The sequence below is a fragment of the Paracoccus sp. N5 genome, assembly GCF_000371965.1.
Lineage (GTDB): Bacteria > Pseudomonadota > Alphaproteobacteria > Rhodobacterales > Rhodobacteraceae > Paracoccus.
Genome location: NZ_AQUO01000001.1, coordinates 697982 through 717909, shown reverse-complemented (window position 1 = coordinate 717909; position 19928 = coordinate 697982). Strand labels below are relative to the sequence as shown.

Annotated in this window: 16 protein-coding genes and 2 pseudogenes; 13 read left to right on the top strand and 5 right to left on the bottom strand. The window is 64.5% G+C overall.

From position 1 onward, the window contains the following. Positions 1-16 precede the first annotated feature (16 nt). From PARN5_RS0103545 to PARN5_RS0103495, 11 genes are all read left to right on the top strand, one after another. Positions 17-598 carry a hypothetical protein gene (locus PARN5_RS0103545; RefSeq protein ID WP_017998411.1) on the top strand — a complete coding sequence of 194 codons (582 nt, stop codon included), beginning with the start codon at positions 17-19 and terminating at the stop codon, positions 596-598. Then, a complete protein-coding gene (locus tag PARN5_RS24055) occupies positions 595-852 on the top strand; it encodes a hypothetical protein (RefSeq protein ID WP_139294029.1) in 258 nt (85 codons plus the stop codon). Before PARN5_RS0103545 ends, PARN5_RS24055 begins: the two co-directional genes overlap by 4 nt. Beyond that, positions 849-2642: a DUF3363 domain-containing protein gene (locus PARN5_RS0103540; RefSeq protein ID WP_017998410.1), complete on the top strand. Its 1794-nt coding sequence runs from the start codon at positions 849-851 to the stop codon at positions 2640-2642. Before PARN5_RS24055 ends, PARN5_RS0103540 begins: the two co-directional genes overlap by 4 nt. A 32-nt stretch (positions 2643-2674) precedes the next feature. Beyond that, positions 2675-4675 (top strand): conjugal transfer protein TraG, encoded by a 2001-nt coding sequence (locus tag PARN5_RS0103535; RefSeq protein ID WP_017998409.1) that lies wholly within the window; start codon positions 2675-2677, stop codon positions 4673-4675. A gap of 13 nt (positions 4676-4688) precedes the next feature. Continuing rightward, positions 4689-5138 carry a CopG family transcriptional regulator gene (locus PARN5_RS0103530; protein WP_017998408.1) on the top strand — a complete coding sequence of 150 codons (450 nt, stop codon included), beginning with the start codon at positions 4689-4691 and terminating at the stop codon, positions 5136-5138. A gap of 437 nt (positions 5139-5575) precedes the next feature. Then, positions 5576-6357, top strand: a protein-coding gene (locus PARN5_RS23245; protein WP_085999836.1) for an IS5 family transposase whose coding sequence is annotated in 2 segments (ribosomal slippage) — positions 5576-5918 and positions 5918-6357 — 783 coding nt in all. Because the reading frame shifts where the segments join, the coding sequence is not laid out codon by codon here. 67 nt (positions 6358-6424) lie between these two features. Continuing rightward, complete coding sequence (locus tag PARN5_RS0103515; protein ID WP_011749537.1) at positions 6425-7456, top strand: amidohydrolase family protein; 1032 nt, start codon at positions 6425-6427, stop codon at positions 7454-7456. Next, a complete protein-coding gene (locus PARN5_RS0103510; protein WP_011749538.1) occupies positions 7453-9132 on the top strand; it encodes a thiamine pyrophosphate-binding protein in 1680 nt (559 codons plus the stop codon). Before PARN5_RS0103515 ends, PARN5_RS0103510 begins: the two co-directional genes overlap by 4 nt. Positions 9133-9382: 250 nt before the next feature. Beyond that, positions 9383-10264 (top strand): amidohydrolase family protein, encoded by an 882-nt coding sequence (locus PARN5_RS0103505; protein WP_011749540.1) that lies wholly within the window; start codon positions 9383-9385, stop codon positions 10262-10264. Further along, positions 10261-11178, top strand: a complete 918-nt coding sequence (locus PARN5_RS0103500) for a hypothetical protein (RefSeq protein WP_011749541.1) — start codon at positions 10261-10263, stop codon at positions 11176-11178. Before PARN5_RS0103505 ends, PARN5_RS0103500 begins: the two co-directional genes overlap by 4 nt. Positions 11179-11420: 242 nt before the next feature. Next, positions 11421-12362, top strand: coding sequence for a porin (locus PARN5_RS0103495; RefSeq protein ID WP_036698964.1), 942 nt, complete (start codon positions 11421-11423; stop codon positions 12360-12362). Positions 12363-12397: 35 nt separating this feature from the next. Here the strand turns inward: PARN5_RS0103495 and PARN5_RS24485 are convergent. The 4 genes and pseudogenes from PARN5_RS24485 to PARN5_RS21615 all read right to left on the bottom strand — a co-directional run. Beyond that, positions 12398-12493, bottom strand: a pseudogene (locus PARN5_RS24485) (IS5/IS1182 family transposase); the annotation flags it as partial. Further along, positions 12490-13257, bottom strand: a pseudogene (locus PARN5_RS0103490) (ISNCY family transposase); the annotation flags it as partial. The pseudogenes PARN5_RS0103490 and PARN5_RS24485, both read right to left, overlap by 4 nt. Before the next feature lie 351 nt (positions 13258-13608). Then, the gene (locus PARN5_RS25075) at positions 13609-15414 is read right to left on the bottom strand and encodes a recombinase family protein (RefSeq protein WP_017998403.1); all 1806 of its coding nucleotides are present in this window, start codon (positions 15412-15414) and stop codon (positions 13609-13611) included. Between the two features lie 885 nt (positions 15415-16299). Beyond that, positions 16300-17286 (bottom strand): AAA family ATPase, encoded by a 987-nt coding sequence (locus PARN5_RS21615; RefSeq protein WP_017998402.1) that lies wholly within the window; start codon positions 17284-17286, stop codon positions 16300-16302. Positions 17287-17495: 209 nt separating this feature from the next. On the opposite strand from PARN5_RS21615, the gene PARN5_RS21610 reads away from it, so the two are divergent. Both PARN5_RS21610 and PARN5_RS22825 read left to right on the top strand, forming a co-directional pair. Beyond that, entirely contained in the window at positions 17496-18038 is a 543-nt protein-coding gene (locus PARN5_RS21610) for a hypothetical protein (protein WP_232419297.1), read from the top strand. Between the two features lie 597 nt (positions 18039-18635). Continuing rightward, entirely contained in the window at positions 18636-18941 is a 306-nt protein-coding gene (locus PARN5_RS22825) for a hypothetical protein (RefSeq protein ID WP_017998400.1), read from the top strand. A 288-nt stretch (positions 18942-19229) separates the two neighbouring features. On the opposite strand, the gene PARN5_RS22820 is transcribed toward PARN5_RS22825, so the two are convergent. Further along, positions 19230-19790, bottom strand: a complete 561-nt coding sequence (locus PARN5_RS22820; protein WP_017998399.1) for an alpha/beta hydrolase-fold protein — start codon at positions 19788-19790, stop codon at positions 19230-19232. Positions 19791-19928 lie beyond the last annotated feature (138 nt).

Below are 19928 nucleotides of genomic sequence, written 5' to 3'. Positions count from 1 at the left end.
ACGGAGGGTTCAGTCCATGAAGATCGCCTATGCGGACCCGCCCTATATCGGCTGCGCGCATCTCTACCGCGACCGGCCCGATTACGCCGGCGAGGTCGATCATGCGGCGCTGATCGCGCGGCTGGAGCGGGACTACGACGGCTGGATCCTGCACGCCGCCGCGACACCGCGCTCCTTCACCACCCTTGCGCCGCTGGTCGAACCGACGGGCGCGCGCTGGATGGCCTGGGTGAAGGGTTTCGCCGCCTTCAAGCGCAATGTGCCGGTCGCCTGGGCCTGGGAACCGGTGATCGTCAAAGCCGCCCGCAAGCCCGTGGTCAGCAAGCGGCTGGTGCTGCGCGACTGGGTCCAGGAAAGCATCACCCTGCGTCGCGGGCTGACCGGCGCCAAGCCGGAAGCCGTCTGTCATTGGTGCTTCGAGATGGTCGCCGCGCGGCCTGAGGACAGGCTCGACGACCTGTTTCCCGGCACTGGCGCCGTCACCGCGGCGTGGCAATCATGGCAGCGGAAATTCACCCTGCCTGACGATCCGCTGCCCGATTTTCCTCAACCGGATAGCGCCCGCCGAGGGCGATCCCGCCCGGGAGGCCCGTCATGAGCCCCAATCGCAGAAATCGCACTGCAGCGTACAACAGCGAAGGAACGGGCGGCGCGGCCTTTGGGGCCACGCCGCCCTTGGGGCTATGGCAAGGTAAAAGCCCCGGCCCGTCAAAGACCTACGCCATTGACATGGCGGGTCTTTTTCGAGGCCGGTCGGACGGCGGCGGTGCCGCGTTTTTGGGGTTTTCACGCGATTTCAACGGTGTTTTTGGCACTGTTGCGCGGATCGCGGGGCAGGGAGGGCTGTCATGAGCAGCGACGACCGCGAATTCCGCATCCGTCCGGGCCGGCCGCGCTCGACCCGGGCACCGCGCAGCGGCAGCTTCGTCAATCAGGTGTTGCGCGCGGCGCGGAAGGCGGGGCCGGTCCGAAAGGCGGGACCGGCCGGGGGCTCGTCGTCCTCGGGACGACCCGTCCGCACCGGCCACTCGACCTTCGGGCGCGGGCGGGCGAGCTTCGGCCGCTCGCGGCTGTTCTCGCCGCAGCGCCGGGTGGTGGTGAAGGCGCGTGTGGTCCGGCACAAGGGGCGATCCTTCCGCTCCGCCCCGATGACGGCCCATCTCGCCTATCTCAAGCGCGAGGGCGTCCGCCGCGACGACAGCGACGGGCTGATGTTCGATGCCACCTCCGACGATGCCGACGATTCCGGTTTCGCGGAACGCTGCCAGGACGACCGGCATCATTTCCGTTTCATTGTCTCGCCCGAGGATGCGTCCGACATGACCGATCTGCGCGCCTTCACCCGCGATCTGGTGAAACAGATGCAGGCCGATCTCGGCACGAAGCTGGACTGGATCGCCGCCGATCACTGGAACACCGACAATCCGCATGTGCATCTGCTGGTCCGCGGCGCGGACGAGACCGGCAAGGATCTGGTCATCTCGCGCGACTATATCGGCTACGGCTTGCGCTCCCGCGCCGAGGATCTGGTCTCCCTCGAACTCGGCCCCAGGCAGGAGCACGAGATCCGCTTCGCCCTGGAACGCGAGGTGACGGCGGAACGTTGGACCCGGCTCGATGCCACGATCCGGCGCCAGGCCGACGAGATGGGATTCATCGACCTGCGCCCCGACGCCCCGATCCGGGGCGAACCCACCGGGCGCAGTCCCGAACCGCGGCGGTTGATGATCGGGCGGCTGCAACATCTGGAGAAGATGGGGCTCGCCACATCGGCCGGTCCCGGCGAATGGATGCTGGGGCTGGAGGTGGAGCGCACCCTGCGCGACCTGGGTCGGCGTGGCGACATCGTCAGCCGGATGCATCGGGCCTTCGCCGGGCGGGGCGAGGAACGGGGCGTTCTCGATTTTGTCACCGACAGCGGCCGGGACGGCCCGCCCGTCATCGGGAGGCTGGTCGATCTCGGGCTGCATGACGAGTTGACCGGCGAGGCCTATGCGGTGGTCGACGGTGTCGACGGCCGCGCCCATCATATCCGCCTGCGCGGGATCGAGGCCTTCGACCAGGCCCCGCCGCTCGGCGGCATCGTCGAGTTGCGCCGCTTCGGCGGGCCGGAGGATCCGAACCCGACGCTGTGGCTCGCCCATCGTTCCGATCTGGATCTGCAAAGCCAGATCGCCGCGCCGGGCGCCACCTGGCTCGATCACCGTCTGGTCGAGCGCCGGCCGATGCCGCTGGCCATGGGCGGTTTCGGCAAGGAGGTGCGCGAGGCGATGGATGCCCGCGCCGAGCATCTGGTCGGGGAAGGCCTCGCCCGGCGCGAGGGTGGGCGCATCCTGGTGCGGCGCCATCTGCTCGCCACCCTGCGCCGCCGCGAACTCGATGCGGTCGGTGCCGAGCTCGCCCGGAAAACCGGGCTGCGGCATGTGCAAGCCAGAGCTGGCGACAATGTCGCCGGCACCTGTGGCCGGCAGCTGTCCCTCTCGTCGGGCCGCTTCGCCGTCATCGACGACGGTCTGAGCTTCCAGCTGGTGCCCTGGTCGCGCGACCTCGAAGGCCAGATCGGCCGGCATGTCTCCGGCGTGGCGAAACCGGGCGACGGCATCGACTGGTCGCTGGGGCGCAGGCGCGACCTCGGGCTGTAACGCAAGAACCCTTGTTGAAAGGAGGTGTTTCCATGTCCGGCACGAAGATCCTCTGGGGCCAGATCAGCGTGGTCTTCCTGATCGTGCTGATCTTCGTCTGGTCCGGCACGCAATGGACGGCCTGGCGGCTCGGCTTCCAACCCCAGCTCGGGCCGCCCTGGTTCGAGGTCTGGGGCATTCCGGTCTATTACCCGCCGGCCCTGTTCTGGTGGTGGTATTTCTACGACGCCTATGCCCCGCGCATTTTTGTCGAGGGCGGTATCATCGCCGCCTCGGGCGGGTTCCTCGCCATCGGCATCGCCATCCTGATGTCGGTTTATCGGGCCCGCGAGGCTGCCGATGTCGACACCTACGGCTCGGCGCGCTGGGCGGGGCGGTCCGAGATCGAACGAGCAGGGCTGCTCGGTCTCGATGGGGTGGTGCTGGGCCGCTACGATCAGGGCTACCTGCGCCACGACGGGCCTGAACATGTGCTCTGCTTCGCCCCGACCCGTTCCGGCAAGGGCGTCGGGCTGGTGGTGCCGACGCTGCTGACCTGGCCCGGCTCGGCCATCGTCCACGACATCAAGGGTGAGAACTGGCAGCTGACCGCCGGGTTCAGGGCCAGGCATGGCCGGGTGCTGCTCTTCGATCCTACCAATGCGGCCTCGGCTGCCTACAATCCCTTGCTGGAGGTCCGCCGCGGCGAATGGGAGGTGCGCGACGTCCAGAACATCGCCGATATCCTGGTCGATCCCGAGGGCTCGCTGGAAAAGCGCAACCATTGGGAAAAGACCAGCCACGCGCTGCTGGTCGGCGTCATCCTGCATGTGCTCTATGCCGAGGAGGACAAGACCCTCGCGCGCGTCGCGGCCTTCCTCTCCGATCCGCGCCGCTCGATCGAGGCCACCCTGGCGGCGATGATGAAGACCCCGCATCTGGGCGAGGCCGGACCGCACCCGGTCATCGCCAGCGCCGCACGGGAACTGCTGAACAAATCCGAGAACGAGCGCTCCGGCGTGCTGTCGACGGCGATGTCGTTCCTCGGCCTCTATCGCGACCCGGTCGTGGCGGCGGTGACATCGCATTGCGACTGGCGCATCGCCGATCTGATCGCGGCGGAAAAGCCCTCGACGCTTTATCTGGTGGTGCCGCCCTCGGACATCTCGCGCACCAAGCCGCTGATCCGGCTGGTGCTGAACCAGATCGGGCGCAGGCTGACCGAGGATCTGCACGCGAAGGACCGCGGGCACCGGGTGCTGATGCTGCTCGACGAATTCCCGGCGCTGGGGCGGCTGGACTTCTTCGAATCCGCCCTGGCCTTCATGGCCGGCTATGGGCTGAAGGCTTTCCTGATCGCGCAGTCGCTGAACCAGATCGAGAAGGCCTATGGCCCGAACAACTCGATCCTCGACAACTGCCATGTCCGGGTCAGCTTCGCCACCAATGACGAACGCACCGCGAAGCGGGTCTCGGAAGCGCTCGGCACCGCCACCGAGATGAAGGCGATGAAGAACTATGCCGGCCATCGCCTCGCGCCCTGGCTCGGCCATATCATGGTCTCGCGCTCCGAGACCGCCCGGCCGCTGCTCACACCGGGCGAGGTGATGCAGCTGCCGCCGGAGGACGAGATCGTCATGGTCGCGGGCACTCCGCCGATCCGGGCCCGGAAGGCGCGCTACTATGCCGATCCGCGCTTCAGGGAGCGGATGCTGGCCCCGCCCGATCCGCGCGAGGTTGCTCCATCACCGCGACCAGACGACTGGACCGGGCTGAAGCCGCCGAAGCAGGCGGCGGATCGGGCAGGGGCCGGTGAAACGTCCAAGGCAAAACGCCAGGACAAGGCCAATTCCGGCCTGCGCCGCGAGCCGGAACTGCCCGAGCATGTCGAGATCGTCCACGAACGGAAGGAACCGTCGCCGGAGGACGAGTTCAGGCAGCTGCTCGGTGACGATCAGGCGGATGCCGCGCGCCAGCGCCAGGCGCTGCGCCGCAAGATGGCTGGTGTCGCCCGGCAGGCCTCGATGGATCCCGGCGACGATATTCCCATGTAAGGAGTCAAAAAACATGCGCCAACGACTGAACGTCTATTTCCCGCCCGCACTGCTGCGGCAGATCTCGGATCTCGCCGACAGCAGGAAGGTCTCGCGCTCGGCCATCGTCGAGGCCGCCGTCGCTTCCTTTCTCTCGCCCGACGATGCCGACCGGCGCGAGGCGGCCTTTACCCGCCGGCTCGACCGCATGTCGCGCCAGATCATGCGGCTCGAACGCGATGTCGGCCTCTGCGCCGAAACCCTGGCGCTCTTCGTCCGCTTCTGGCTGACCGTCACGCCGCCGGTCCCGGCCGAGGGCTACGCCGCCGCCCAGGCCAAGGGCCGCGAACGCTTCGAGGGCTTCGTCGAGACCCTCGGCCGCAGGCTGCAATCCGGCGAGAGCTTTCTCAAGGAGATACCGGAGGATGTCGCGGGGGCGGGGGATGAGCCGGCCAAACTCGACCCTGCCGAAGGGGCCGTATGACAACACTTTCTGTTCCGGCGGGGCGGTAGCCAGGACCGTTAAATGGCGAGGATTCTTATTCGAGGATCATTGCATCAAGAGCGGGAGCGTGTCGTTTCATCTCGAACACCCACCATGGCGGGCTCGCCGCTTCCCGCCAACACAGGCCTTTGTTTTGCGGGGAATTATTGCCATTGGGGATGGTTAAGGCGCGAGACGTTCCGCTAGCCTATCAATTTTCCCCTCATCGCCCGGCTCCATCGGGAGGACCTGGATAAGCACGTCCGTGAACCCCTCCTCGTGGAGGGCATAGATCCTATGCCGGCCGTCCATGACGTCGAAATCGTCCCCGCCCCTGAGACTCAGTTCCGTCGGCGTGACCTGGCCGCTAGGTCGTGTTGACAAAAGGGATTCCTCTGGCAGTCGTCCTATGATTCAAGCTCATCTCTACGTGGGAGATGAACTTGGCACGCAACCTGATATCCGACGATGAGTGGACCTTCTTCGAGGGCTTCATTCGTGCCGTCCGGCACCCTAACGGGCGGAAACCTGCGGACCATCGTCTTGTTCTGAATGGTATATTCTGGATCGCAAGGACTGGTGCGCCATGGCGCGATCTGCCCGAAGAGTTTGGCAAGTGGTCCTCGGTCTACCGTCAGTTCCGCCGCTGGACTTTGGCGGGACTGTGGGAGGATATCCTGGATGCGCTGAACCACGCTGGGATCGCGCCAGACAAGCTCCAGATGGTTGATAGCACTGTGATCCGCGCCCATCATCATGCGGCGGGCGCAAAAGGGGGACTCCGAAAGAGGCTCTTGGCCGTTCGAGAGGCGGCTTCTCGACCAAGATCCATCTCCGCGTCAACGGCGCAGGCCTCCCGATGAGGACCGAGATCACGCCGGGGCAGGATTCCGACTACACCGGCTATGATATGGTGATGGCCGACAACCTGCCGCAACCAGCAGTTCTGGTCGCCGACAGGGGCTATGACTCTGATAAAATTCGGGAAGACATCGAGAGCCGCAACGCCCTGCCCATGATACCGATGCGAAGGAACCGAAGGGTGCGCAAGGCTGTCGACATGACCATCTACACCCTGCGCAACATGGTCGAGCGCTGCTTCAACAAGCTGAAAAATAGCCGCCGCCTTGCAACCCGCTACGACAAAACCGCCGAAAGCTTCCTTGGCTTCGTCGACGTCGCCTGCATCAGGCTCTGGCTCCGCCATTTGTCAACATGACCTAGGCTAGGCAGTTGGCAGGGAACGATGACGTTCCACGAACTTCCCTTTCAGAGGTGCTGCCGACATGATTATCGACTGCCACGGTCATTTCACCACCGTCCCGGGTTATTTCCGCGACTATCGCAATGCCCAGATCGCCGATTTCAAGGCCGGCAAGACCTCGGATTTCTCGCCCGCCCCGCAAATCTCGGATGAGGAACTGTGCGAAGGGCTGGAGAAGAACCAGATCCGCCTGCAGAAGGAACGCGGGATCGACATGACGCTGTTTTCGCCCATCGCCGGGCTGATGGGACATCACCACGGCAATGAGGCGCTGAGCAGGCATTGGTCGCGCACCTGCAACGACCTGATCCATCGGGTCAGCACCCTTTACCCGGACCGGTTTGTTCCCATCTGCCAGCTGCCGCAGAGCCCGGGCGCAGACCCGCGCGGCTGCATCGAGGAACTGGAGCGTTGCGTCCTCGAGCTGGGCTTTGTCGGCTGCAACCTCAATCCCGATCCGACCGACGGCTACTGGACCGACCCGCCGGTGACGGACAAATGGTGGTATCCGCTTTACGAGAAGCTGGTCGAGCTGGACGTGCCGGCCATGATTCACGTCTCGGGCTCGTGCAACCCGAACTTCCACGGAACGGGGGCGCATTATCTGAACGGCGACACCTCGGTCTTCATGCAGCTTCTGCTGTCGGATCTGTTCAAGGATTTTCCGACCTTGCGGATGGTAATCCCGCATGGCGGCGGTGCGGTGCCTTACCATTGGGGCCGCTATCGCGGCCTTGCGAATGACCTTGGCCGGCCGCCGCTGGCCGAAGCGCTGATGAACAACGTCTTCTTCGACACCTGCGTCTATCACCAGCCAGGCATTGATCTGCTGACCGAGGTGATCCCGGTCCGGAACGTACTCTTCGGTTCGGAAATGGTGGGCGCGGTGCGCTCGATCGACCCCGAGACCGGCCATGCCTTCGACGACACCCGCCGCTATGTCGAGGCGCTGGAGCTTTCGCCCGAGGACCGGCACGCGATCTTCGAAGGCAATGTGCGCCGCGTCTATCCGCGCCTCGACGCGCGGCTGAAGGCGATGGGAAAAGCGGCATGAAGGGGCCGCGCACTGCCGCCCGCATCCTCGTCGACCAGCTGTTGCTGCAAGGTGTGGACCGCGTCTTCTGCGTGCCGGGCGAAAGCTTCCTCGCCGTTCTCGACGCGCTGCATGACTGCCCCCAGATCGAATTGGTGACCTGTCGGCACGAGGGCGGGGCCGCCATGATGGCCGAGGCCTATGGCAAGCTGACCGGCCGGCCGGGCGTCGTCTTCTGCTCGCGCGGCCCCGGGGCAACCAATGCCTCCTCGGGGCTTCATGTCGCCTTTCAGGACAGCACGCCGATGATCCTGTTCATCGGCCAGAACCCGCGTGACGTGATGACCCGCGAGGGGTTTCAGGAGATCGACTACCGCTGCACTTTCGGCACGCAGGCCAAGGCTGTGCTGCAGCTCGAGGACGCCGCACGGACCGCGGAATTCGTCACCCGCGCCTTTCAGCTGGCCATGTCCGGCCGTCCCGGTCCCGTGGTCATTCCCCTGCCGGAGGACGTGCTGACCGAAATCGCCGAATGCGCCGATGGCCGCCCTGCGGCGCGCTTTGCGAATGAGCCCTCGCCGGAGGCCGTGTCGGCGGTGCGGGCATTGCTGACCGAGGCGCGCCGTCCGGTCGTGATGCTGGGCGGCTCCGGCTGGACCGGCGAGGCGGTCGCCGCCTTCCGTCGCTTTGCCGAGGACAGCGGGCTGCCCGTCACCGCCTCGTTCCGGCGGCAGGACCTCCTCGACAATGACAGCAGCAGCTATATCGGGGAACTCGGCCTCGGCCCCAATCCCAGGCTTGTGCAGATGGTGGCGGAGGCGGATCTGATCCTCGTCATCGGGGCGCGGTTGGGCGAGATCGGAACCAATGGCTACACGATCATGGACATTCCCTGTCCCCGGCAGCGGTTGATCCATGTCTATCCCGGTCCTGATGAGATCGGCCATGTCTATCGACCCGAACTGGGCATCGTCAGCGATCCGGCAAGCTTTGCCCTGGCGCTCGCCGCGGGCGGTGCTGTCCGCGGTGATTGGGACGACTGGCGCAAGGCCGCACGCGCGGATTTCGAGGCATGGACCGCCCCTCGGACCAGCCCCGGCGCGATCCAGATGTGCGAGATCATGGCCTGGCTTGATGAGAGCCTGCCGGAGGACACGATCTACACCAACGGCGCAGGGAATTTTACCGTCTGGCTGCACCGCTTTCACCGCTATCGCCGCTTTGGCACGCAGGTCGCGCCGATCTGCGGCTCGATGGGCTACGGCATTCCGGCAGCCTTGGCCGCCAAGTTCGCCCGGCCAGAAGCCTCTGTTATTTGCATCGCAGGGGACGGCGATTTCCAGATGACCTGCACCGAGTTGGCGACGGCGGCGGCGCATGGGCTGAAAATCCGTATCCTGATCCTGAACAACGGGATGCTCGGCACGATCCGCATGCATCAGGAGCGGCATTATCCCGCCCGGGTCTCGGGAACCGATCTCGCGCGCGGAAATCCCGATTTCACCGCATTGGCGCGGTCCTATGGCGCCCATGCCGAAAGGGTCGAGCGGACCACGGATTTCGCCGCAGCCTTCGCGCGCGCCGACACCCATGACGGGCCCGCGGTCATCGAAATCATGATCGATCCCGAGGCTCTGACGCCCGGCGCCTCGCTCAGCCAGATCAGGCAGGCGGCGCTGCAGACGCTGCCGGGCTAAATCCAGGGACCATATTGGAAGTCAACCTGCGACCATTGGAATTGAGCTTGCCCTTATTCTCGGAGATGCCGGGCAGGCCTAACCTGAAAGACATGAAGTCAATCGCAGACGGAACAACCTGGACGGGCCTGACCCGACCAAGGGGAGAAGCCTTGCGCCGCGCCAGAGGAGGAGGCGCCGCGTCGGCCGCGGAAACCGGCGGAGATGTCTCCGCCCCACCTTACCGGCAATCCTTCAGGACAAAGCCAACATGACCCAGAAGATCATCGACATTCACCCGCATATCATCTCGCCCGACACGACGGCCTATCCCTATAACCCGCTGGGCGGGATCCGGTCCGATTGGTCGGCCGAGCGGCCTTTCACCTTCGAGCAATATGTCGAGGAGATGGAGGCGGCTGGGGTCTCGCAAGCGGCGATGGTGCATTCCTCGACCACCTATGGCTATGACAATTCCTATGCCGCCGACAGCGTCTGTCGCGACCCTGAACGCTTCGTCGGCGTCTATTCGGTCGATATCGCCGCACCGGATGCAGTCGCCATCATCGAGAAATGGCGGCGCCGCGGCATGGCCGGCTTGCGGCTTTTCGGCGCCGGTTCGACTGTCCAGACCGACGGACGCTGGATGATCGCGCCCGAGACCTACAAAGTCTGGGAACATATGGCCGAAATCGACATGACAGTGGCCATCCAGACCACCTCCATCGGCCTGCCCGCGGTCGAGGAGATCCTCGAGCGCTTCCCCGAAGTCAGCATCATCCTCGACCATCTGGGCCGGCCGGATCTGACGGACGGCGCGCCCTATGCCAAGGCCGCGCCGCTCTGGAAACTGGCGCAGTTCGGAAATCTGTTTCTCAAGATCACGCCGCGGACGTTCGATCTTGCGGAAAAGGCACCTGCCACGCCCGCGAGCTTCTTTGCGAAGCTGGTCGCGGAATATGGTGCGGACCGGCTGGCCTGGGGGTCCAATTTCCCCGCCAACAACGGCTCGCTGAAGGAACTGGTTGCGCAGGGGCATCGCTGCTTCGCAGCCTTGTCAGAGGCGGATCGGGCCCAAATCTGGGCGGGAACGGCAGAACGGCTCTATCCGCAACTCTTGGAAGCAGCCCTGGACAAGGCAGCCAACGCATGACCCGTATGGAAAAGATCTTCCCCGCCGAGGGTCCGGTGACGCTGTCGGCCAATATCACCCTCTATGAGCCGACGCGCGCGCTGATCGAGGGCAAGGTTGCCTCGGACCTGATCAGCCTCGAATTCGCCGGGTTGAAGAATGCCCATGCCGGGTTCAAGGACATGTTGCGCAAGGGACGCTACGACATCAGCGAGATGGCGACCGCGACCTTCTTGCAGGCGCATCAGTTCGGCAAGCCTTTTACCCTGCTGCCGATCGTGCTGCTGGGACGCTTCCAGCATCACTGTATCGGCTTCAATACCGACGTGCATCCCGGCATGACCCCGGCGGACCTGCCGGGCAAGGTGGTCGGCGTGCGGTCCTATACACAGACCACGGGTCTGTGGGTCCGCGGTATCCTGCAGAACGAATATGGCGTCGACCCGGACAGCGTGAAATGGCTTTGCTTCGATCAGCCGCATCTGGAGGAATATGCCGACCCGCCCTCGGTCATCTGGGGCGATCCGGCAAAGGATCCGGTGAACATGCTGCTCGACGGCGAGGTCGATGCCGCGATCCTCGGCATGAACATGCCCAAGGATCCGCGCGTGCGGACGCTGATCGAGAACCCGCATGAAGCCGCGCTCGACTGGCACAAGCGGGAGCGTTTCGTGCCGCCGAACCATTATGTCATCGTTCCGAACGCGCTTTGCGACCAGAGACCCGACCTGGTGCGCGAGGTCTGGCGGATGCTTGTCAAAAGCCGCGCGGCCGCAACACCCGAGGGCAGCATTGATCCATGGCCGGTGGGGATCGCGGCGAACCGCAAGGCGCTTGAAGCGGCGATCCGGTTTGCGACGCAGCAGCATATGATCACCAAGCCTATCACGGTCGAGGAACTGTTCCATCCGCTGATCCGTGACATTGCGCCGTGAAAATCGGCCCTGCATGGGAAATGAGGAAAGGGGGGCTGCCCCCCTTTTTTCTTTTTAGATTTCCTGTTTCCAGGCGGACGTGATTGCCGTTCACACAAGTTATGGCCTTTGGGCATTTTACGATTATCTATGACGACTTTCCGCAGGCAATTATGAGGTGGTCGTCGCGAGTTCGGTTTTCAAAAGAATAGCGTCGATTGTACGGTCGGGCGTGGAGGCGTCCGTTTTTTATGGGGGGGATAATGAAGTTTTTCAGCATGATTGCAATGACGGCCGCGCTTGCGCCTTGTGCGGCCTTGGCCGATGTGAGCTTGTCCGGCTTTGGCCGATTTGGTCTGACCTATTCGGAGGCGAAGAAACAGGACGGAGAGAACGGCACGTTCCTCCAGAGTCGATTGCGGCTGGAGATCGATGCATCCGTCGAGACCGATATCGGCTTGAAATTTGGCGCAAAAACCTGGGTTCAGGGCGATCACAACAGCCCTTCCTGGGGCTTCAGTCCCGCGAATTTCTATGTCGAGTATGAAAACTGGTCGCTTGAGATCGGCAATGTGCTTCCGGCTTTCGATGGAGCTTTATTGCTGAAACAGACGCGGCTGGGGGTTCATGCTGTTTCCGTCGGCGGGGATCCGTTGGGGGATTTCTTCATTCTGGCCTATCGCGGATATGGCCGCCTTCCTGATCGGACCGGGGTGGCCTTGAATTATGGCACGCGCAACTTCGACGTGAAGCTGTCCGTGGTGGACCCGGATCAGATCGGCAGCGGCACGGGAGGGGATCTGACCCGAGAGGTTTCCGCCTCGGTTTTCTATCGGCTAAACGACTGGGAGTTTTCTGCTGCAACGGCGCAGAGCGGGGCTGGGGTCAGGGATAACGATCTTTATTTCGTGGGAACGCGTTACAAGGTCAACGATGACCTTCGCATCGGCCTGAACATCAATGACAACGGGTTTGCCGAACTGGGAACGTCTTACGCCCTGTATGGCGACTACAAGTTTAACCGATTCACGTTGGGTTCCTATGTCGCGTATAATGACGGCGATTGGGCGGAAAAGGTGACCGACAGCTCTTATGGTGTCGCCCTCAGATATGATCTGGGTCCAAGTATCTTTCTTGCGGCCTCAGTTCAGCGCGATTACGAGCGCATGACCCTTGCCGATATGGGTGTGCGGTTCGACTTCTGAATAACGCCGCTTTTGTTCACCGACACATATCTCCGCAACCATATGCGGATGGAGGCGAGTTGTACGGATGCGAGGAAATTGCCGTCTCGCTTGTCGTATCGCGTTGCGATGGACCGGAAATGTTTGAGCCGATCGCGCTGCGCTCGTGGTCGCTGTCGTCGAGAATGAACTTCCGACGCTCGTAATGCACGACGAGATTGCTGCCCACTTGGCGCTGGTCGCGCAGGCAGAGGATGTCGCTCAGGCGGGATGCCGGCAGGTTCAGCGGCCGGTGCAGGTCGTCGGACCGGGCAGGGGCCTGGGCAAAGCGCAGGTTGTGGGCCTCGATGAATCCCGGCAGGAAGGCGTTGGCGGCGGCGATGTCGCGGATGCCCGCCAGGCGCAACTCCTTGACCAGCCGGTCCTGCAGCGTGCGATTGGCCCGTTCGACCCGGCCCTTGGCCTGCGAGCTGTTGGCGCAGATGATCTCGATGTTCAGCTCGCAAAGCGCGCGGCCGAACTGCGTCATGCCATGGCAGGTGCGGGCCTCAGTGCGGTTCACCCGGAAGATACTGCGCTTGTCGGAATAAAAGGCGACCGGGCGACCATGCGTCTGCAAATAGTCCTGCAGCGCCGCGAAATAGGCCTGAGTGCTTTCCGAGTCAACGAAGCGCATCTGCATCAGCTTGCCGGTGGCATCGTCGATGAACACCAGGAGCGTGCAGACCGGGCCGCGATCCTCGAACCAACGGTGTTCTGAGCCGTCGATCTGGATCAGCTCGGCCAGGGATTCGCGCCGCAGCCGCGGCTGGTGCACCCGGCGTCGCTGGGCTCGGCTCTGCCAGAGCCCGGCCGCCATCATCCATTGCCGCAGGCTCTCCGACGAGACTCGGATGCCATGCCGCTCATGAAGCTTGCGCTGCATCATCGGTGACATGGTCTGGACGTTCTGCGGCATCTGTCGTCCGAAACAGCCAATGCGCCATGGCACGCGCCAGCTATCTGGTAAGCGCGCGCGCCATGGCGCCGGTCACCGCCGCGTGGCCGGATTTTACTCCGCCGCGTGGCCGGATATTGCACCGCCGTTGACAACAGGTACCGCCATCCCGTGAACGAAGATTGCCACTGAGGCCGCGATAAATGTCTACATTCAGGTACAGCTACATGTGCCGATAGCTGGCGACCACGAAGTTTCAGGCTCCAGTTGTCGAGCCAAACCTATTTGCTAATATAGCCTCGTGAAGCCTCATGGGAAGGCATGCGAGAATTACGCTGCGACACGAAACAGGCTATGACAGCTATGTGGCGTACGCTTGCTTTTTGTGGGGTGGCTGGTTGGAGTGGATTGTGAGTATTGGTGGATGCGTATACCTGCAACCATCTTTGCTTGCTCCGGTCGCAAGTAAAGATCATAGCTTGCCCCCGCAACCAGAAATCCTGCACTTTCCATAACCTCCTGTTCGCAGGAGGTTTTTTGCTGTCCGGACAGCCGATCCGCATTCAGGCTCAGCGCCAAGATCCCCGCTAGATCGCCGTGCAGCACCAGTTCGAGGCGCATCCGCCTGCCCTTGGTCGGCACCGGCGTCGCCACGATCTTCTCGATCAGGCCCCGGATCGCCTCGCGAGCCTCGCCCTCGGCCTCCGGTTCCGTCAGCCCGGCGATCAGCGCCCGGATCCGCTCCTGCCAGTTCTCCGCCATCCTGGGGTGGATCCGGGTCAGTGCCGCCGGGGCCGGGGCGGTGGCCAGGTCCCGTTCCAGGTGCTTCTGGCGGGTCTCCAGCTGTTCCAGCTTGGCCTTGATGCGTTCGGGCGGCAGGCCGGAGAGGAGCGCGTTCACCAGCACGTCCTGGTCCCTGATGATCTTGGCCAGCTCCTTCTCCTTGACCGCCCGGTCATCGACATGTCTGGCGGCCAGGCGATTGCGCTCGGCGATGTATTCGGCGGCGAAGACCTTCACCAGTTCCGGGTCCATCAGCCGCTCGGAGAGGATGGTGAGGATCCGGTCCTCCAGATCCTGACGGGTGATGCCGGTGCGGTTCGTGCAGACCGATTTGCCCTTGTTGCGCGAGTTCGAGCGGCCGAAACGGTCCTTGCCCACGGTCGAGAAACCGCCGCCGCAGCAGCCGCATTTGACCAGGCCGGTGAGCAGGAAGCGCGGCTTGCGGCGTTCCCAGGCTTCCTTGTCGGTCTGTTCGATCTTGCGACCCTCCTGGCGGGTCTTCACCCGGTCCCAGAGGGACTGGTCGATGATCCGCAGTTCCGGGACCTCGGTGACGATCCATTCGGATTCCGGGTTCGGACGGGCCTGGCGCTTGCCGGTGGCGGGGTCCTTCACGAAGCTCTGCCGGTTCCAGACCAGGCGGCCGACATAGATCTCGTTGTTGAGCACGCCGGTGCCGCGCTTGGGATTGCCGTGGATGGTGGATTTGTCCCAGGCCCGGCCGCGCGGGCCGGGGATGCCTTCGCGGTTCAATTGATCGGCGATGCGGTTCGGCGACATCCCTTCGGCATAGGCGGTGAAGATCCGCCGCACGATGGCGGCTTCGTCCTCATTGATCTGTCGGTCGCCGCGCCTGATCTCGCCGTCCTCGCCCATATGGCGCAGGACGGTGTAGCCATAGGCGTTACCGCCGCCGGATTTGCCGGCCTCCACGCGGCCGCGCAGGCCCCGGCGGGTCTTGGCCGCGAGGTCCTTCAGGAACAGCGCGTTCATCGTGCCTTTCAGCCCGATATGCATCTCGTCGATGCGGCCCTCGGCCAGGGTCTCGATGGCCACGCCGGCGAAGGTCAGGTTCTGGTAGAGGCTGGCGATATCGGCCTGGTTGCGCGACAGCCGGTCGAGGGCTTCGGAGATCACGACGTCGAAGCGCCGCTCGCGGGCATCCTGCTGCAGGCGCTGGATGCCGGGACGCATCAGCGAGGCGCCGGAGGTGGCGGCGTCCTCGTAGCTGCCGACGATCTGCCAACCTTCGCGGGCGGCGCGTTCGCGGCAGAGCCGGATCTGGTCCTCGATAGAGGCGGCGTTTTGCAGGTCGGAGGAATAGCGGGCGTAGATGACGGCGCGCAGGGTCATGGGCGGATCTCCGTGCGGAGTGGAAGGTCAATCGTCAGGGGGCGCCGCGCTCAGTGGCGTGATCGGCGCGGGCAGCATCGCGGGCCAGCGCCCGGACGAGGGCAAGCAGCTGGTCGTGATGCTGCGCGGCTTGCCGATTCCCGGCAAGGGCTTTGTCGGCCGGAGGCGCCGACGGGACAGTCGTCGCCTTTGCGGCATCCTCCCTGTCGGCAATATCTCTCCGGTCTCGTGCCATGGGCCGAGTTGCTCCCTGCGCCGTGGGACATGGCCCGCCGGCGTTCGCTGATGATGATCCTGTGCGGGAACGGCCCCGCTGCTGCTCAGATGATCATAGGGCATGGAGAGGTTCTCTAAGTTGAAACCACGGTTCTCGGGTTGCATGAATGTGGATAACCGGCTGAAAATACGGAAATCTCACGCGCCAGAGGGGTGGGCGAGAGACGACTGCGGCTCATGGGGGCACGCGATGCCTGCATCCTGATTGCCGGGGGGCGATCGGCGGGCGCAACGAAACCTCGGGCGCGAATTATCCGGATTTTAGGGCGCGTTGGCGGGATAGCGATGCCCGGCAGCGCACCCTGCCAAAGGACAGCACTTCAGGCGCCGCTGTCGTTCTCGCTCCTGCTGCGGCCTTGCCGAAACGACGGATGTGTTACTCGGGTCTTTTGATTTTTGGTTCCTGGTCTTTACGTTCCTTCTTTTTTATCCCGTGGGAATGGAATGGGCGGGCGGTGCCCGCCGCAGGGAGCGCCGTTTTTGGTTTTGGATTTTTGATTGGCGGCTCTGCCGCTCTCTTTTGTTTTTTGTTTTGGTCTCTTTCTTCGCGGGGGTGCGATTCGACAGGGTGACGCGCGATCGCGTGAGGCGGGCGCCACCCGTCTGTCTCTATTGCGGTTGCTGCGCAGGGCGCGCGTCATGGTCTTCATCCGCTGCCGCATTGCGCACCCGGGCGAGCCAGTCCTGGGCCTCGGTGCGGTCCATGTCGCGCGAGGCCATCAGCGTCTCGGCCATCTCCTCGAGCAGGGAACGATGGGTGCTGAGGATCTGCGCGGCGCGCTTCTCGGCAGCCTCCAGCTCGCGGCGGACACGAAACAGCACGTCGGGGTCCAGCGCGATCAAGGTATCGGGATCTGCGGTCCAGACCGGGCCCTGGGCGCCAAGCCCGTAGCGTGTCTGGATCGACGTGGCGATCATCGTCGCCCGGGCTAGATCGGAGTCGGCGCTGCCGCCCGCGCCGGCCGAGACATCGCCCAGGATCAGACGCTCGGCCGCGCGTCCGGCCAGCATCTGCACCAGGCGGTCCTGCAGATCACTGAGCAAGCCATGTTTGGCATCCGCATCGAACACCGTGCCGCCGTCGCCATCGCGGCCCAGGAAAATGCGGCGCACCGGGCCGAGGCGGAGGGCCGCGCAGGCGATGGCGTGGCCGCATTCATGCAGGGCGACGCGGCGGTCGATGGCGGGGTCGTGGTCGAGGACGAAGACCTGGCGCAGGTCGTCGAGGGTCATCGCCCGTTTTTGCCCCCGTGCCGTCGCCCGCGTCTGCCGGATGGCCGCGTCGACATCTGCCGCCGAGCAGCCGACGGCGCGCGCCGCGAGATCGCGCAGATCGGCCTCGCGCCAGTCGGGCAGGCAGTGCCGGAAGACGCCGAAGAGGCCCTCGACATCGGGCAGGGGCAGGGCGACCTTCATATCAAACCGGCCCGCGCGCAGCACCGCCGGATCGATCATTTCCGGATGGTTGCAGGTGCCGATCACGATGACGCCTTCTTCCTTGGCGATGCTGTCCATCTCGGCCAGGAACGCGTTGATCACCTGCGTGCGGTAGGAGCGGTTGTGCTGATCGCGATCGTCGCGCGAGCCGGCGGCCATTTGGACGGCTTTTCGGATGGTGGGGTTTCGCGGCTGGAAGTGATCGAGGGGCCGACCGGGCGTCAGCGACGCACGAAAGCGGAGCGGGCGTGGATTGCGGCGGAGAGGCGCTCCAGACTGCTGCGAGACAGCATTACGGACATGCCCTGCCGGCATTCGTGCAAGGGATCATCGCGCATCATGGCCTGGTGAAGGAGATCCTGCGCCCCATGATCACGCGCCTGCGCACCCTGATGCTGGCGGCGACCGGGCTGCCCCCGAGTGCGAAAGAGGGCCCGGTGCTGCGGGTTCTGAACCGTCTGGCCCTGATCGCCGCGGCTGGCGAAATCGGCAGCCGGCTCGGCATCCTGCCCTGGCGGAAAGGCACGGCGACCAGCGCCCTCGTCGAGATCGCGGTGATCTGGCACCGGGCCTATGCGGCGCGTCCGCCCTCGACCGCTGAGGCCATGGCGGAACGTCTGACCGGATATCTTCGCCGCAACCGCCACCGTCTGTGCCCGCCCGGAGCCGAGCCGGATCCGGATGCCATCGGCTGGTGTGATGCGCGCTGGATCTATCTCGGCATCGAGGCCTTCCGGACGGAAGTCGCCTCCGGCATGCCGGCCGGCCTCGCGGTGAAGCTTCTGGGCGATGCGGGGCTGCTGATCCCCGGCGGTGAGCAGAGGTCGTTTCAGTATCGCCTGCCCCGCTGCGTCGATCCGGACAGGGCCCGGGTCTATCGCCTCGACAGGCAGAGGATCGAAGGCGGATAGTCCGGAAGGCGCTGCATCTTGGGCATCAGACATTTATTGTGGCGGTTTCCGAGCCGCCACAGGCAGGCCTTCCGGCATCTTTCGGTATCGGAATAAAAGCCGCTTGTCTGCTCTCAGCCCTTCAGGCGGCAGGACCTCCGATAATGCCCTTCAATCAATTCCTCGCCTGGCGGGTCTCGCAGGCGGAACAGAAGCAATTTACAAAGCTCGATAATATGGGGCGAGGGGCGTTCCGCCATGTTATCGGGGCGATACGAGCGGTTCGTGCCCTGGTCGGATTGCCGAGGACGGCAGGGGGTATCCAGCACCTGTCACGAGCAAAGCACCACCCTGCTTCCATTCGAAAGCCTTGATCTGCTCCGCCTCTTTAAAAATCGATGCGCAAGGGATCGCCGACTTCCTGCATGGCGGCGCGTTGGAATCCTGCGTCAGGGCACGGATCGTTATGGCCGGGCCCTGGCAGCGATCCTCGTCGAAGGCCACGATGTCGTGACGGGTTTAGGCTGGAGAGAGGCTTCCGCCGTCCGTCGCGGAGTATGCCCCATGACCCTATCCCGCTAGGCCGCCTTCGCTCTCATCGGCGAATTGTCGCGGCAAGTGCTGCCTCGGCTGCGCCATGTCCAGAGGCTGCCCCTGCGCATCTCCTGCATTGGCACCGCCCGCTATGATGGTCTCGGTGATGCCGACGGCTTCGACCGCTCGGTCATCATCGGGGAGTGCCCGTCCGAAGACGCCATGATCTTTGCCAGCCAGCACTTCGCCCGCGGCGAGGCACTGTTGCAGATGTTCGGATTGAGGCGTGACTTCCCCTTCTCCCTTCAGGTTCAGACCACGTGGACGATTTCGGCGGTGCCGAGGGCATTGGCAAGTTTTCCCCTGAGGTCCGCGAGCGTGCGGTGCTGATGGTTCTCGACGGCGAGGGTCCGCATGGGTCGCGCTGGCAGGCGGGTCTACGGCGTCCAGAAGGTGTGGCGGCAGCTTTGCCGAGAGGGCTTCGATGTCGCACGATGCACGGCGGCCCGGCTATAAAGGGCAGCCGCGGCTTCTAGCCGGTGGTCAAGCCGAATGACTGGTGCGGCGAGTTCGCAAGCCAGTTCGCAGCCGAACGAGGCAGCTAGGCGGCAATGCCGGCCGGATGAGGGTAGCCCATGGGGCTGCCCGCGTCGTTTCAGGGAAACCGTATCTTCAGCATCACCGTGAAGAACGAAGCTGTTTGCCGAAGGCATCGGGCCGGGTCAGCGCCACCGTGGCGGCGGCAAGCCCGCCATAGCTGGCGCCCGCCAGGACGGTCCGGGCGGGATCGGGACGGATCCCGGTCTCCGCGGCGACCCGCGGCAGCAACTCCTCGGCCAAGGCCTGTGCAAAGAGCGGATTGCCGGGCAGTTCCTTTCCCCGCGTCCGGCCGTCGATCGAGGGGATCAGCACCGCCACCACCGGCGGCAGCGCCCCCTGGCGCGTCAGCGTATCCAGCATGCGCGGGGCGTCGATCCGGTTCATGGCCTGCTCGCCGTCGAAGATCAGGGCCAGCACAATATCCGGGTCGGCGGGGTCCAGGCCGCGCGGGAAGGACAGCGTGATCTCGCGGCTGTTGCCCAGAAGCCGGCTGTCGAAGGTGAAGCGGCGGAGTTCGGGGTCCGCCTCGGCTGCAGGCGGCGTGCCGGGCTGGACGGGCGCGTTCTGCAACACGACCGTCGCGTCCTGATTAAAGCGGTCGGGGGCGTCGCTGGGCCAGGGGTGGCGGTTCGGGTCCATCTGCGCCGTGGCCAGGATGCCACCCGGCGCGCTCGGGCATCACCGGGGATGTCGGGCACGTCGGGCGCCAGCTTGTAGGAGAGCCGCAGGCTGTCCGGCACGCGAAAGCTCTTGAACCAGATGTCCGTCCCCGCCAGC

Excerpts from the sequence above, each read along its gene's own strand:
- PARN5_RS0103510 (WP_011749538.1), top strand. The coding sequence starts at position 7,453 with ATGAAGGGGCCGCGCACTGCCGCCCGCATCCTCGTCGACCAGCTGTTG.
- PARN5_RS0103540 (WP_017998410.1), top strand. The coding sequence starts at position 849 with ATGAGCAGCGACGACCGCGAATTCCGCATCCGTCCGGGCCGGCCGCGC.
- PARN5_RS0103500 (WP_011749541.1), top strand. The coding sequence starts at position 10,261 with ATGACCCGTATGGAAAAGATCTTCCCCGCCGAGGGTCCGGTGACGCTG.
- PARN5_RS24055 (WP_139294029.1), top strand. The coding sequence starts at position 595 with ATGAGCCCCAATCGCAGAAATCGCACTGCAGCGTACAACAGCGAAGGA.
- PARN5_RS0103530 (WP_017998408.1), top strand. The coding sequence starts at position 4,689 with ATGCGCCAACGACTGAACGTCTATTTCCCGCCCGCACTGCTGCGGCAG.
- PARN5_RS0103535 (WP_017998409.1), top strand. The coding sequence starts at position 2,675 with ATGTCCGGCACGAAGATCCTCTGGGGCCAGATCAGCGTGGTCTTCCTG.
- PARN5_RS22820 (WP_017998399.1), bottom strand. The coding sequence starts at position 19,790 with ATGGACCCGAACCGCCACCCCTGGCCCAGCGACGCCCCCGACCGCTTT.
- PARN5_RS25075 (WP_017998403.1), bottom strand. The coding sequence starts at position 15,414 with ATGACCCTGCGCGCCGTCATCTACGCCCGCTATTCCTCCGACCTGCAA.
- PARN5_RS0103505 (WP_011749540.1), top strand. The coding sequence starts at position 9,383 with ATGACCCAGAAGATCATCGACATTCACCCGCATATCATCTCGCCCGAC.
- PARN5_RS21615 (WP_017998402.1), bottom strand. The coding sequence starts at position 17,286 with ATGGCCGCCGGCTCGCGCGACGATCGCGATCAGCACAACCGCTCCTAC.
- PARN5_RS0103545 (WP_017998411.1), top strand. The coding sequence starts at position 17 with ATGAAGATCGCCTATGCGGACCCGCCCTATATCGGCTGCGCGCATCTC.
- PARN5_RS0103515 (WP_011749537.1), top strand. The coding sequence starts at position 6,425 with ATGATTATCGACTGCCACGGTCATTTCACCACCGTCCCGGGTTATTTC.
- PARN5_RS0103495 (WP_036698964.1), top strand. The coding sequence starts at position 11,421 with ATGAAGTTTTTCAGCATGATTGCAATGACGGCCGCGCTTGCGCCTTGT.
- PARN5_RS21610 (WP_232419297.1), top strand. The coding sequence starts at position 17,496 with ATGATCACGCGCCTGCGCACCCTGATGCTGGCGGCGACCGGGCTGCCC.